The 13,798-nt window shown below is 40.8% G+C and carries 12 protein-coding genes; 11 read left to right on the forward strand and 1 reads right to left on the reverse strand.

Annotated features, from left to right (window positions below):
* Window positions 1-48: 48 nt before the first annotated feature.
* Window positions 49-2,715 (reverse strand): pyruvate dehydrogenase (acetyl-transferring), homodimeric type, encoded by a 2,667-nt coding sequence (gene aceE, locus TY87_RS02655; RefSeq protein WP_100185890.1) that lies wholly within the window; start codon window positions 2,713-2,715, stop codon window positions 49-51.
* Between the two features lie 979 nt (window positions 2,716-3,694).
* On the opposite strand from aceE, the gene nadC reads away from it, so the two are divergent.
* The 11 genes from nadC (at window position 3,695) to TY87_RS02710 (ending at window position 13,798) form a co-directional block, all read left to right on the forward strand.
* Complete coding sequence (gene nadC / locus TY87_RS02660; RefSeq protein ID WP_100185891.1) at window positions 3,695-4,543, forward strand: carboxylating nicotinate-nucleotide diphosphorylase; 849 nt, start codon at window positions 3,695-3,697, stop codon at window positions 4,541-4,543.
* Between the two features lie 2 nt (window positions 4,544-4,545).
* Window positions 4,546-5,736, forward strand: coding sequence for an acetate/propionate family kinase (locus TY87_RS02665; protein WP_100185892.1), 1,191 nt, complete (start codon window positions 4,546-4,548; stop codon window positions 5,734-5,736).
* 46 nt (window positions 5,737-5,782) lie between these two features.
* Complete coding sequence (gene pta / locus TY87_RS02670; RefSeq protein ID WP_072841731.1) at window positions 5,783-7,882, forward strand: phosphate acetyltransferase; 2,100 nt, start codon at window positions 5,783-5,785, stop codon at window positions 7,880-7,882.
* 162 nt (window positions 7,883-8,044) lie between these two features.
* Window positions 8,045-8,419 carry a hypothetical protein gene (locus TY87_RS02675; RefSeq protein WP_072841732.1) on the forward strand — a complete coding sequence of 125 codons (375 nt, stop codon included), beginning with the start codon at window positions 8,045-8,047 and terminating at the stop codon, window positions 8,417-8,419.
* Between the two features lie 71 nt (window positions 8,420-8,490).
* On the forward strand, window positions 8,491-8,943 hold the full coding sequence (locus tag TY87_RS02680) for a pilin (protein WP_100185893.1): 453 nt from the start codon (window positions 8,491-8,493) through the stop codon (window positions 8,941-8,943).
* The gene (locus tag TY87_RS02685; protein ID WP_100185894.1) at window positions 8,940-9,890 is read left to right on the forward strand and encodes a GspE/PulE family protein; all 951 of its coding nucleotides are present in this window, start codon (window positions 8,940-8,942) and stop codon (window positions 9,888-9,890) included. Before TY87_RS02680 ends, TY87_RS02685 begins: the two co-directional genes overlap by 4 nt.
* A complete protein-coding gene (locus TY87_RS02690; RefSeq protein ID WP_100185895.1) occupies window positions 9,877-10,941 on the forward strand; it encodes a type II secretion system F family protein in 1,065 nt (354 codons plus the stop codon). Before TY87_RS02685 ends, TY87_RS02690 begins: the two co-directional genes overlap by 14 nt.
* Complete coding sequence (locus tag TY87_RS02695; RefSeq protein WP_100185896.1) at window positions 10,942-11,727, forward strand: prepilin peptidase; 786 nt, start codon at window positions 10,942-10,944, stop codon at window positions 11,725-11,727.
* Between the two features lie 3 nt (window positions 11,728-11,730).
* Complete coding sequence (coaE, locus tag TY87_RS02700; protein WP_072841742.1) at window positions 11,731-12,342, forward strand: dephospho-CoA kinase; 612 nt, start codon at window positions 11,731-11,733, stop codon at window positions 12,340-12,342.
* Window positions 12,336-12,560 (forward strand): DNA gyrase inhibitor YacG, encoded by a 225-nt coding sequence (locus TY87_RS02705; RefSeq protein WP_072841744.1) that lies wholly within the window; start codon window positions 12,336-12,338, stop codon window positions 12,558-12,560. The genes coaE and TY87_RS02705 overlap by 7 nt, the downstream gene beginning before the upstream one ends.
* Before the next feature lie 26 nt (window positions 12,561-12,586).
* Window positions 12,587-13,798, forward strand: a complete 1,212-nt coding sequence (locus TY87_RS02710) for a tetratricopeptide repeat-containing response regulator (RefSeq protein WP_072841746.1) — start codon at window positions 12,587-12,589, stop codon at window positions 13,796-13,798.

Genomic DNA, 13,798 nt, shown 5'->3' on the forward strand with positions numbered 1-13,798 from the left:
GCTTAGCTACAAACATACACTAAGCCAGATACCTAGCTTGTCAGGTAATTAGCACGTTACAGGGTTTGGCTTTTCAGGATCTAAACCAAACTTAGCAATTGCTCCACTAACTACAGATGCATCAATCACACCGTCTTTTGACAATGCATTCAAGGCAGAAACTACTACCCAATAGCGGTTAACTTCGAAGAAGTGACGCAATTGAGCACGAGTATCACTGCGGCCAAAACCATCAGTACCAAGTACGTTGTATGTACCTGTTATAAATGGACGAATTTGATCTGCGAACAATTTAATATGGTCGGTAGATGCAATCACAGGGCCATTGCCATTCAAGCAAGATTCAACATAAGATTTGCGAGCTTCTGACTCAGGGTGAAGCATATTCCAACGGCTTACATCAAGACCTTCGCGACGCAGCTCATTGAAAGACGTTACACTCCATATATCAGAGTTAACACCGAAATCATTAAATAGGATCTCTGCAGCAGCTTCAACTTCACGAAGAATAACGCCAGAACCAAGCAATTGAACTTGTTTCTTATTGGCTTTCTTAGCATGAGATTTAAGCTTGTACATCCCCTTGATAATGCCTTCTTCAACACCTTCAGGCATATCTTCGTGTGTGTAGTTTTCATTCATTACTGTTAGGTAATAGAAAACACTCTCTTTTTCTTTATACATACGACGCAAGCCATCTTGCACGATAACAGCGACTTCGTATGAATAAGTTGGATCATAAGACACACAATTTGGAATAAGACCAGCCTGAATATGGGAATGACCATCTTCATGCTGCAAACCTTCGCCATTTAGCGTAGTACGACCTGCTGTTGCACCAATCAAGAAACCGCGCGCCTGTGAATCACCTGCCGCCCAAGCCAAGTCACCAATACGCTGGAAACCGAACATTGAGTAATAAATATAAACAGGAATCATTGGAAGAGCGCTGTTTGCATAAGACGTAGCCAATGCCAACCATGCAGAGAATGCACCTGGCTCATTGATACCTTCTTGCAAAATCTGACCGTCAGAAGATTCTTTGTAGTACATAATCTGAGTATGGTCATGAGGCGTATAACGCTGACCTTCAGATGAATAAATACCTAGCTGGCGGAACATACCTTCCATACCAAAGGTACGGGCTTCATCGGCAACGATTGGAACAACGCGCTCACCAATGTTTTTATCTTTAACCATAACATTCAGTGCACGCACAAACGCCATAGTTGTAGAAATTTCACGCCCATTTGTTCCCGCGATCTGAGATTTGAATGCTTCCAAAGAAGGCACTTCAAGCGCTTCACAATCATGGTTACGAATAGGGAAAGCGCCATGCAACTCTTTACGACGAGAGCGCATATATTGCATTTCAGGACTGTCTTCAGCTGGCTTGTAATAAGGTAAGTCTTTTAGCTCTTCATCGCTAATAGGGATACCGAATTTATCGCGGAACTGAGCAAGAGATTCCTCATCCAACTTCTTCGTTTGGTGCGCAGTGTTTTGCGCTTCAGCCGCTTTAAACATGCCGTAACCTTTAACGGTTTGCGCCAAGATAACAGTCGGTTGACCTTTATGAGAAGTCGCTTCGGAATACGCTGCGTAAACTTTGTAAGGATCATGCCCGCCGCGATTAAGATTCATAATCTCATCGTCAGTCATGTCTTTAACCATTTCTAGCAATTCTGGATATTTGCCGAAGAAATGTTCACGAGTATAAGCACCACCATTTGCTTTGTAGTTCTGAAGCTCACCATCACAAACTTCATTCATACGTTTAACAAGCAAACCGTTGTGATCTTTCGCGAAAAGAGGATCCCAATGACGACCCCATAGACACTTAATGACATTCCAGCCAGCGCCACGGAACACACCTTCAAGTTCCTGAACAATTTTACTGTTACCACGTACAGGGCCATCAAGACGCTGTAGATTACAGTTGATCACAAAAATAAGGTTGTCTAGATTTTCACGTCCCGCAAGAGCGATTGCACCTAAAGATTCTGGCTCATCACATTCACCATCACCAAGGAACGCCCATACTTTACGGTCGCCTTGATCAATAAGACCACGACTATGTTGGTACTTCATCACATGCGCTTGGTAAATCGCTTGTAATGGCCCAAGACCCATAGACACTGTAGGAAATTGCCAGTAATCCGGCATCAACCAAGGATGCGGGTAAGAAGAGATACCTTTGCCATCCACTTCACGACGGAAGTTATCAAGCTGTTCGTCTGTCAAACGCCCTTCAATGTATGAACGCGCGTAAATCCCTGGGGAAATATGACCTTGGAAAAAGACCATATCCGCTTGTTGTTTACCGTCATTACCACGGAAAAAGTGGTTAAAACCGATATCATAAAGCGTTGCTGCAGAAGAGAAGCTTGTAATGTGGCCACCAAGTGTTGAATCAACACGGTTTGCCTTCATTACCATAGCCAATGCATTCCAACGAATTATAGAGCGTATACGACGTTCCATAAATACATCACCCGGCAATGGCTTCTCATTTTCAGGAGCGATTGTATTCCGGTATGCAGTCGTAATAGACGACGGCATTGACGTACCAGCTTTTGAAGCTTCATTCGTCAAACGATTTAAAATGTATTGCGCGCGATCAGGACCTTCTTCGCGAAGGACAGACTCAAGCGCATCGACCCACTCTTTAGTTTCAATTGGATCGATGTCTTCGAGAATATGCTGCTCAGTCATCGTGTTAATAACTCCCGCTATTAGAACAGATACTAACCTACCAAGGACATTATGTGTATTTAAGCCTTGGAGGCTACTTAAACGAACCGTCGGAACTCATATGAATAGCCATTAAGTTCCAGCCGACCTAGGATAAAACGACGCACTGTATATTACGTTTTAAAACGCGTCGTTTTTATCCGTTCCAATGGCAATTATTATTGTTTTAATTTTATTTCCATTGCATCGACCACTAAAAATCTAGTCAGTTCGCTTCCAATTTGGGTTTGGTTCATCAAACCCAACATTAAATTTCCACATGCAAATAGCCTTACTAAACGCATGTAAAAAATCAAAGTCATTTACTTAGAATGCGCATAGATAGAGCACTTCTAAGATTTTGCATTCTAGATATTTTACTAAAACCTTACGCTAAACAAGGCTTTTTTACATATCAGAAGCATCTAATTCGGGCGTTAGATTAACACCTAATCAAGAGATCGCCTAGCCACCCAAATAAAGATTGAAGTACTCAAAGCACTTTTGAAGCTTTTAAATCTCCTAGAATTCATCTAAAAACAGATAAAAATAGGTAAAAACTCCATAATAAATGCCTTAAAGCTTAAGGCGCCCCACCAAAATTCACCAGAGATATGAGATGTATAAACTGCATGAATCCTATGTTTCGCTTCAGACAGCGAAGAATACACAGTATCAAAGCCAATATACTATTCAAAAAATGATAATCTGTATCACATTATTAGCTCTATAGAGACTAATCCGCTCTTAAGTCCGCCTCAGGTAGAAACACAAAAATAGTGCCCAGTTAAGCAAGAAGTTCCATTTAAAAAGCTAGATCTATACTTACAAATTCTAAATTTATGCTCTTTTCTGTCTAGAAAGACCATGCAAATCAATGAATATAAAAAAATCAACACTGACGCATTACCAATATAACGCTACAATACTCTTTATTTACTTGGCAAAATTAGGATAGTACATGACCCTTCTGAACGCTCTATTATCCGAGCACATCCAATCGCAAGTTACGTTTGCATTAAAAGAAGACATAGGCTCCGGGGACATAACAGCTCAACTTATCCCTGACGATCAAGAAATTACAGCAACGGTTATCAGTCGAGAACCTGCTGTCCTATGCGGTCAAGCTTGGGTAAACGAAGTATTTGCTCAATTAGGAAACATAACTACTCTCACTTGGCATAATAATGAAGGCGATACGCTGGAAAGCAACAAACCTTTTTTGACTATTAAAGGTCATGCAAGAACAATCCTAACGGGTGAACGCACTGCTCTAAATTTTTTACAAACACTTTCTTATACTGCTACGGTGACTCGCCAATACAGTGAAATCGTATCAAGCACGCAATTAACCATTTTGGATACACGAAAAACACTACCAGGCATGCGCCGAGCACAGAAGTATGCGGTAACTGTTGGCGGTGGGAAAAATCACCGAATGGGGTTATATGATGCATTTTTGATAAAAGAAAATCACATCATGGCCGCAGGATCAATTGCCAACGCTGTCAGCATGGCACAAAAAATCGCGCCAGGTAAAACCATTGAAGTAGAAACAGAAAATTTAGAAGAAGTTGCCATGGCAGTCGCTGCTGGCGCAGATATCATTATGCTAGATAATTTTTCGTATGAAGATATGAGCAAAGCGGTTTCAGACTTCAAAGGTCAAGTTAAATTTGAAGCATCAGGAAACATGGACAAAGATCGTCTATTAAAGGTAGCTGAAACAGGCGTTGATTTTGTATCCATTGGAGCCCTAACAAAACACATCCAAGCAATAGACCTGTCTTTGCGCGTATCTCAGGAATAACTATGAAAGATAGTATTTTAGTCATCAACTGCGGCAGCTCTTCTTTAAAATTTGCCATTCTTGCCAATGCTGGACAAAAAACTCTAGTCGAAGGTATCGCAGAAAGATTAGGTTCGGACGAGAGTAGCATCACCTTTAAGTTTGAAGGGCAGAAAAATGTTATTCAACTAGAAGATGGCAGCCATAAAAATGCTGTAGCTCACATAAAAGATTGGCTTAGCAATCACCCTATCATTGAAAGCTCATTAGCAGGCATAGGTCATCGTGTTGTACACGGCGGTGAAAATTTTAGTGAATCTGCACTAATCAATCAAAATGTCATAGATAGTATTAAAGAGTGCGCCCAATTTGCGCCACTACATAACCCTGCTCACGCAAAAGGGATGGAAGTGGCTTTTGAGCTTTTCCCAGGACTGCCTCAAGTAGCTGTTTTTGATACTGCATTTCATCAAACTCTGGCACCAGAACAATACCTGTACCCTATTCCAATGCATTTTTATCGAGAACATCATTTTCGCAAGTATGGCTTCCATGGCACTAGCTATCGCTATATTAGTCAGCGGTTAGCGCAAATTGCGAAAGGCAGTGATCAACAAGGCGTACTTGTTGCTCACCTGGGCAATGGAGCCAGTACTTGCGCAATAAACAAAGGTCTATCATCTGATACCAGCATGGGCATCACGCCATTAGAAGGCTTAATGATGGGCACTCGCTCAGGAAGCCTCGACCCAAGCCTGCTGTCTTTTATTAGCCAAGCTGAAAATATATCCGCTGACGCAGCGCTTGATATTCTAAACAAAAAAAGTGGTCTACTTGGTGTATCAGAAATTTCTAATGACTGTCGAACATTAGAAGAAGCAATGGAATCTGGTGACCCTAGAGCTAAACTGGCTTTAGACATGTTCGCAGCCCGCACTGCCAAACATTTAGCAAGTGTGGCAACAACTTTAGAAAGTATTGATCATTTGGTCTTTACTGGTGGTATCGGTGAGAATTCAAGCTATTTACGCCAAGTCATTTGCAATCATTTGAAAGCACTGAATATCGGTATAAACTCAACATTAAATGAAAATGCACCTCGTGGCGAAACGATAAATATTAGCTCTGATAGCAGCAATACGAATGTATGGATTATACCTACTAACGAAGAGCTAATGATCGCACTAGATACTATAAGCTTAATTCAGCATTGATCGAAACTATGCTAACCATAATGGACTAATTTAGGATTCATCAGATATGTCAATAAATGTACTCATGACCGTTCCTACGGGCCCAGGTGTCGGCCTAACATCCGTCTCTGTAGGTCTTGTCCGCGCACTTGAACAGCAGGGATTAAAAGCCAGTTTCTTCAAGCCTATCGCCCAGCCTCAACCAGGAGATAAAGGACCAGACAAATCAACGGCTATGGTTGCGCAAGGTTCAACACTAACACCTGCTGAGCCAATTCCGCTTCATGAAGCTGAACGTTATTTGTACAACGATAATATCGACGAACTCATGGAAGAAATTGTTGGCCGTTTTCAAGCAAGTGTTGAACCAGATTCAACGGTTATTGTAGAAGGTCTTGCGCAGATCGCCGGACACCCATATGCAACAAGGCTAAATAAAGCCATTGCTAGAACACTAGACGCTGGCTTAGTTTTAGTCACTGCGCCAAACAACATGAGAGTTAACGAACTTGAACATCATGTTGAGATTGCCGCAGGCTCTTACGGTGGCATAAAGGCCAACGATGTTATTGGTTGTATTTTAAATAAAACCACACCAGGGTCATTGGGCGTTAAATCCTACGGCGATTTGTTTGCCCAAAGAGGAATTTTCAAACGCAACTTTAGTCTGCTAGGTCAAATACCGAAAGCGGACGAACTGACCTATCCTCGTGTTAAAGATGTAGCTGACTTTCTTGGTGCTCGTATTATCAATGCGGGTGAAATCGAATCTCGGCGAGTACAATCTTACACACTATGTGCTCGCGGCGTGGAAAATATGCTAGAAGCATTACGACCAGGTGTTTTAGTATTCACTCCCGGTGATCGTACTGACATCATCATGGCGACAGCTATTGCAGCGCTTAATGATATTAAAATTGCAGCACTAGTGGTTACTGGTGGTTATCAGCCAAGTGAAGCACTGATGGCGCTTTGTGGTAAAGCCATGGCAAAAGGATTGCCAATCCTCTCTGTTGAATCTAACAGCTGGGAAACCGTTATTAATATGCAATCTTTTAACCAAGAGATTCCACTTGATGATAAAGAGCGAGTCTTAATGGTTAAAGAGCATATTGCTCGTTGTATAGATCACGATTGGATCAACTCTTTTGCCTTGAACCAAGAAGAAAGAAAACTATCTCCTCCAGCGTTTCGATTCCGTTTGATTGAGCTCGCTCGCTCCTTGAATAAACGCATCATTCTTCCAGAGGGTGAAGAGATTCGCACCATTCAAGCGGCGTCTATATGTGCGGAGCGTGGCATTGCTCGCTGTACATTATTAGGTAACGAAACCGAGATTCTCCGTATTGCTCAAAACAACGGTATTGAATTAAGTCATGGTGTTGAAATACTCGATCCGAACAGCATTCGTGAACGCTACGTAGCACCGATGGTTGAGTTGAGAAAAAGTCGAGGACTTACTGATATTGTTGCTCGTGAACAGCTTGAAGATAATGTTGTATTGGGTACCATGATGCTGCAAGTTGGCGATGTTGATGGTTTGGTTTCAGGTGCTGTGCACACTACTGCCAACACCATTCGCCCTGCCCTGCAATTAATAAAGACATCACCTAATTCAAATCTTGTCTCGTCGATTTTCTTCATGTGTTTGCCGGATCAAGTATTGGTCTATGGTGACTGCGCTATAAACCCAGACCCAACGGCTGAGCAACTCGCAGAAATTGCCATTCAAAGTGCTGATTCTGCTGCAGCATTTGGCATTACCCCAAAAGTCGCCATGATTAGCTACAGCACTGGTGGTTCTGGTACAGGTAACGATGTTGATAAAGTCAGAGAAGCTACCGCGATTGCGCAAAGACTTCGGCCTGATCTGTTAATTGATGGACCACTACAATACGACGCTGCAATCATGGAAAAAGTAGCCAAGCAAAAAGCGCCAAACAGCAAAGTAGCTGGTAAAGCCACTGTATTTATTTTCCCAGATTTAAATACTGGCAACACCACCTATAAAGCCGTTCAACGAAGTGCCGATGTAGTTAGCATCGGACCTATGCTGCAAGGCATTCGTAAACCTGTTAACGACTTGTCTCGTGGTGCGTTGGTCGACGATATCGTCTACACCATTGCTATTACCGCTATTCAGGCGGGCAAGCTTAAAGGCGAATAATCTACCAGCTAATTTATCCCTTAACTCGTCTTTGCTTTCTAATGAGTGAAGACGAGTTAATTAATAAAGATAAGAAGTTTCCCAACTGAATTTGATTAGAAAGTGGACATATTTCATATTGCCAATTAGTATTTGTAGATAAACATTACGTGGGTGATCAACATGTCTGGTAGCCTTCCTCATTCTATAGCGCTTTCAAATCATACCTTCACAAGTATGACCACTCCTGGCTACACAACATTTGACTTACGCTCTGATGAAGACACTAATATGGCAGCGCTTAACGCTCGAAACGCCAAGGCTTCGAGTGATCTTGTTGTCACTATTTCAGAGCAAGGCCAAGCATTATCCCAGCGAAATAGAAAAAAACTCGAAGAAATCGAAGCTAGAAAAAACAATGATATCTTGTTGGAACTAGAAGAAGAGTTCATCGAAGATGATATTGAACCAACCATTCACGCATCAACTAAAGAGAGTAAAACCAATAGCTATCAAGAAAAAACACCAACGGGAGACTTTCTCGATCAAATTGTTTAGTCTATAAAAACTTAATGAGTTAAGTTTTTCGGCAGGATGCCAATGATTACAGAATCTTCAAGGAGTGAAGAATGTTACTTTCTCGTCTATCCACACGTGGTTTTACGTTATTAGAATTAATGGTTGTTATTGCCATTATTTCTATAATAGCAAGCCTTTCAGCCCCCACATTTACCCGTCAAATTGCTAAAGCAAAACTAATAGAAGTACAAAACCTCGCTACCCAACATCAATCTCTGGTTGAAGAATTCATTCTTTTACATGGGTCCTTTCCTAGCGAAGCAGAGTTTAATCTCATAAAACAATCCCTAGCAGAAGGCTCAATTACCAAATCTATTTCTGTAGACAGCCAAAACAAAGGTATGGGGAATATTGTTCTCACACTAAATGACAGCACCGGCATTACTGAAAACCAATATCTAAGATACTCTCGCGATGCCGATAGGAATTGGAAATGCCTCTCAGACTTAGAAAGTAACATCCTTCCGCTTCAATGTGACAGTGTGGCTGGAGCAGACAAATGACTTTAGAAGAAATAATATCTAACGCTGTGAGTAATCATGCAACCGATATTCACATAGAACACTTAAATCTTGGCATTCAAATTTATCAACGCTGTTATGGATCACTTCATAAAGTAGCTAATTTAGCTCAAGGAACAAGCTTAATTAACCGCATAAAAATGCGCGCTAATTTAGACTTGTCAGAAACAAGGCGAACACAAGAAGGTCAATTTCTTTTTGAGGAAAGAAGTCGAAGCACTTTTATTCGGGTCAGTATTATTGCCACGGTTAAAGGCGAAAAAGTAGCTTTGCGCCTACTCCCTGAAAAAAACCGTTTAGAGCTTGAAAATATCGGCATACAGCGATCTTTGTTTACTGCCCTGAGCACAATCTTAAATAGCTCTAGTGGTTTAATTTTGGTCTGTGGGGCAACAGGTGCAGGTAAAAGCACGACTCTCTATTCGTGCCTTGATACTTTAAACACAGGAAAGAAGACTATTTTTACGATAGAAGACCCTGTCGAATACGAAATTCAAGGCTTGTTTCAATGTGAACCCAATCCAGCCATTGGCTTGGACTCTGCAGCTCTTTTGAAATCCTTCCTAAGACAAGATCCAGATGTGATTATGGTCGGAGAAGTGCGCGATGCCGTTACTGCCAATCTTGCAGTAAATGCGGCATTGACCGGACACCTCGTGCTAGCTACATTGCATACAAACTCTGCACTCGACGCCGTGCACCGCTGCCATGGTTGGCAAGTAGATTTTTTCTCTTTGGTGAGTTCATTAAAACTTATCATCCATCAATCTATGCTCTACAAAGCGTCTTCACAACAACCAATGTTCAACGCTTTACGACCACTATGGAATGAATTGCTACCGAAAGATTATGACACACTTATTTCATCCCCATCCCTATGGGAAGCTTTTCCCTTTCAGAACAGTGAGGTGCAAAATGCCTTGGTATAAAATTCAGCACCTAAATGGAAAGATTGATTACCGACACGAATTATCCGAAAACAATGTTGTCTTTGATTATATAAACCGAGGATGCTGGCAAATATCAATCTCAGAGTGGACCCCTAAAAAGCTAGATTACAAGTCACTGCAAATTTTTTATGAAGAGATACAGAGCGCTCTACACTCTGGGCTTCAATTAAATCAAGCAATTTCCCATTTTGCTCTTTCGGCTACTCACCCAAAAATCGCAAATATCAGTAAAGCTATATTAAGCGAGCTAGAAAACGGTACGGTTTTCAACGAAGCATTAAGCAAACTGACGCAAACGTCCGCTATACCATACTGCCAACTCCTTAATTCACAAGGCTCAAGAGAAGACTGTGAAAAAAGCATCGCCGTGTCAATTATCCAGCTTAAATCCTTACTCGATTGGTCCCAACGCTTATTAAAATCCATTATTTATCCCTTTAGTATTATTCAGATTGCTCTGATTATTCTTATCGCGAATAGAGCAATGCAGCAAAAAATGGGAGAAAGTTATTTTTTTGAGTTAGCCAATAATGTGAGCATTTATCTCGTCTGTAGTGCCATTCAATTCATCATCATACGGAGCCTATATCAAGGTCACGCTTGTTACTGGCTTGAAAAATACAGTGGCAACTTTCGGCTAACTAAACTCTTTTCGTTATTAAGCACAACAAGAAAAACCGGCTTAACCTTGCAACAGGCCTTGAGGAGCATGCCCGAGTACTTCCAATATACGCTCATAAAAGAAGAGATTTACCAAGTCTATTACACTCTTCGTCTCGGTAAAAATTATGCAACCAGCTTTCCTACTCATTGGTTTCCTAATGAATCGTCTATTGCGCTTCATTCAGCAGAACAAGATGGTGACATAGAGAGAGCACTTATTCTTGCTGCAAAAGAGCACGAAAAACGTTGGCAAAAAAACATATCCCTGCTTGAAAAATTGATTCCCGTAGTTTGCCTCTTGATCGCTGGAGGGTTTGTCGCCTCGGCACTGATCGCTTTATACGCACCGCTTATTGAGATGTCATAAATGAATCTGATAGCAATAAACTGGTTTTTATATGTATTAGTTGTCTTGAGCATGGGCAGTTATGCTGCAGCATTTACAGCTAGGTGGCCGATTAATAATATTTATTTATGGGAAAAAGAAGCACATTCATTACTTTTACTCCCGTTTAACAAACTGCCGCCAGATAAAATAAGTGATAAGCGCTCTCATTGTTTTCAATGTCATCATCCACTAATGTGGCAAGATCTTATTCCTCTATTTAGTTACTTACTGCTCAAAGGAAAATGCCGTTATTGCAAAGCCGCCATTTCATATCGCTATCCCTCAGTTGAATTTCTTCATCTTGTTTTCTGCCTCCCCTTGCCCTGGATATTTAGCGATGCATATCAACTTGTACTACATGCACTTTTGATTAGCGCTTTAATAACAGCCGCAGTAATTGACCTAGAATATCAATTAATACCGGATGAATGCAGTACCATTGCCCTAGCTTGTGCGCTGCTATTTAATCTATCGAACAACACCTTAGAAACCAGCGTCTTAGGTATGATAATTGGCTATGGAATTGTCTATACACTGCGCTGGTTTTATTTAACATTCAGAGGTCAAGAAGGTATAGGATTAGGTGATGCTAAAATTATTGCAGCGCTCGGTGCATGGTTAGGACTTTCAGGCTTAACACCCTTGTTACTTTGTGCAAGTTTAAGCGGAATCCTATACACTGTATTGACCAATAGAAATGGAGCTAAATACATGGCATTTGGTCCATTTTTAATATTTTCAGCCATGTTGGTGTTTTATTTTTAGCCTATGACAACCCATACCCCTACTATAATCGGTCTTGCTGGCGGCATAGGCTCCGGTAAAAGCACAATAACAAAATATTTCAATGAGATAGGCATTCAAAGCGTTGATGCTGATGACGTCGCAAGAATTGTTGTTGAACCGGGTTCAAATTGTTTAAATAATATCCATCAGCGCTACGGTGACAACATATTATTAAACGACGGCACTTTAAATCGTAAATCGCTGCGTGATATTATTTTTGATAACCCCGAAGAAAGAATCTGGCTTGAAGCACTAACACACCCAGCAATTCGAGAAGAGATATCAACGCGGCTTCATGCAATTACCTCATCGTACGCCTTGCTTGTTCACCCACTTCTATTTGAAACAAAACAAGATGCAGTATGTAAATTAGTCATAGCAATCGATGTACCTGAAAATGTACAACTTCAACGGGTCATGAGCAGAGACAATATAAGTAGAGAAAGCGCAGAAAAAATCATGGCAGCGCAATTAAGCAATAGCGAACGTATTGAGAGAGCTGATCTCGTCTTGGAAAACTCTGGTAATATTGCTGAAATGAATGCTAAAGTCTTAAAATTACACAAAAAAATTTTAGAGTCACAATCATGTTAAATAGTAATACTGCAGCCTTGGTTGCCTGCCCTACCTGCCAAAAGAAATCGCCTTGGTCCAAAGAAAATCCAGACCGACCTTTTTGCAGCCCTAGATGCAAGCTGATTGACTTGGGAGCATGGGCAAGTGAATCCTACGCTATTCCACAGCAAACCTCTGAAGAGGACGAAATTTTTTCAGAAGATCTCGTTATTGATCCAAATAAATCCTTTTTATAATTGCTAGACACGGAATGTAATTATTTATGGCACAACAAGACTTTTCAAAGAAAAAAGCGCTTCTCATAGAGGATATGGCCGAAGCAAGAATTATGCAGCGAAAAATGCTGACTGATTTTGGTTTTACGTCTATCGACATTGCTATGAAAGCTGAAACTGCCATTGAACTCCTAAGAAACAAATCCTTTGATGTCATTTTGTCCGATTACAATCTCGGAAATGGCAAGGATGGACAGCAATTATTAGAAGAAGTAAGACATTCTAAACTCATTCCAAATACCGCTACTTATTTGATGGTAACAGCGGAAACATCCATTGAAATGGTAATGGGTGCTATTGAATATCAACCAGATGGCTACATTACAAAGCCCTTTTCTCAGGCTGTTTTGCAAAGACGGCTCAGCAAACTATTAGAAACAAAAGAAAGGCTATATAAGGTAAACGTCGCGCTTGACGCAAACAATTTTGAAGAAGCCATTACTGCAGCTAAACAAGTGATGACAAAATACCCGTCTCTAATAGGTAAATGTGAAAGAATAATAGGCGAGAGCCTATTAGAAATTAAAGAATACAAAAAAGCGCTATCACTATTCAATAAAACCCTAAAAAGCAGAAAAATGCCTTGGGCATTATTTGGCAAAGCAAAGTCCTATTTTTTGATGGGAGAGCTAGACAAAGCAGAACAAAACTTTAGACAACTGATGCTTGATAATCGCTTTTTTGTTAGTGCCTACGATTGGCTTGCTAAAATCCAAGTCATTCAAGGAAAGCATGAAGAAGCACAAGCAACATTAATTGAAGCTATCGGTCGATCGCCTAAGAATATCTTGCGTCAAATGGAGCTAGGAAATATAAGCCTATCTCTAAGCGACAGTACGACTGCAGAAATGTCATTTAGAAGAGCTGTATTTTTAGCTAAATACTCCTGCTACAACACAGCTGATGTTTATTTAAAACATTTAGAGTCTCTTGCTAGAATATCGGACAGTGGCCCTCTGTTACCGCGTCAAAAAGATAACTTCAATAGCACGCTTAAAAAAGTACACGAATCTTTTTTTGATGACCCAAACAATAAAGCAAAAGCCTATAGCTACGAAATAGACATTTATTTAGCAGATAATGATATATCAACTGCCAAACAAATTTTTGAAGCTTGGCTTAGTGAAGTAAAATCCGGAAGCGCAATCGCTCCAACCCAACAGCAAAGTTCCGCCTACGCAAAATCTTTTGGAAGCTAG

It is taken from the genome of Marinomonas sp. BSi20584 (genome assembly GCF_002792415.1).
Taxonomy (GTDB): Bacteria; Pseudomonadota; Gammaproteobacteria; order Pseudomonadales; family Marinomonadaceae; genus Marinomonas; species Marinomonas polaris.

What these genes read in the sequence shown, in the direction of transcription:
- aceE (WP_100185890.1), bottom strand. Translation starts at nt 2,715, where the DNA reads ATGACTGAGCAGCATATTCTCGAAGACATCGATCCAATTGAAACTAAA.
- nadC (WP_100185891.1), top strand. Translation starts at nt 3,695, where the DNA reads ATGACCCTTCTGAACGCTCTATTATCCGAGCACATCCAATCGCAAGTT.
- TY87_RS02665 (WP_100185892.1), top strand. Translation starts at nt 4,546, where the DNA reads ATGAAAGATAGTATTTTAGTCATCAACTGCGGCAGCTCTTCTTTAAAA.
- pta (WP_072841731.1), top strand. Translation starts at nt 5,783, where the DNA reads ATGTCAATAAATGTACTCATGACCGTTCCTACGGGCCCAGGTGTCGGC.
- TY87_RS02675 (WP_072841732.1), top strand. Translation starts at nt 8,045, where the DNA reads ATGTCTGGTAGCCTTCCTCATTCTATAGCGCTTTCAAATCATACCTTC.
- TY87_RS02680 (WP_100185893.1), top strand. Translation starts at nt 8,491, where the DNA reads ATGTTACTTTCTCGTCTATCCACACGTGGTTTTACGTTATTAGAATTA.
- TY87_RS02685 (WP_100185894.1), top strand. Translation starts at nt 8,940, where the DNA reads ATGACTTTAGAAGAAATAATATCTAACGCTGTGAGTAATCATGCAACC.
- TY87_RS02690 (WP_100185895.1), top strand. Translation starts at nt 9,877, where the DNA reads ATGCCTTGGTATAAAATTCAGCACCTAAATGGAAAGATTGATTACCGA.
- TY87_RS02695 (WP_100185896.1), top strand. Translation starts at nt 10,942, where the DNA reads ATGAATCTGATAGCAATAAACTGGTTTTTATATGTATTAGTTGTCTTG.
- coaE (WP_072841742.1), top strand. Translation starts at nt 11,731, where the DNA reads ATGACAACCCATACCCCTACTATAATCGGTCTTGCTGGCGGCATAGGC.
- TY87_RS02705 (WP_072841744.1), top strand. Translation starts at nt 12,336, where the DNA reads ATGTTAAATAGTAATACTGCAGCCTTGGTTGCCTGCCCTACCTGCCAA.
- TY87_RS02710 (WP_072841746.1), top strand. Translation starts at nt 12,587, where the DNA reads ATGGCACAACAAGACTTTTCAAAGAAAAAAGCGCTTCTCATAGAGGAT.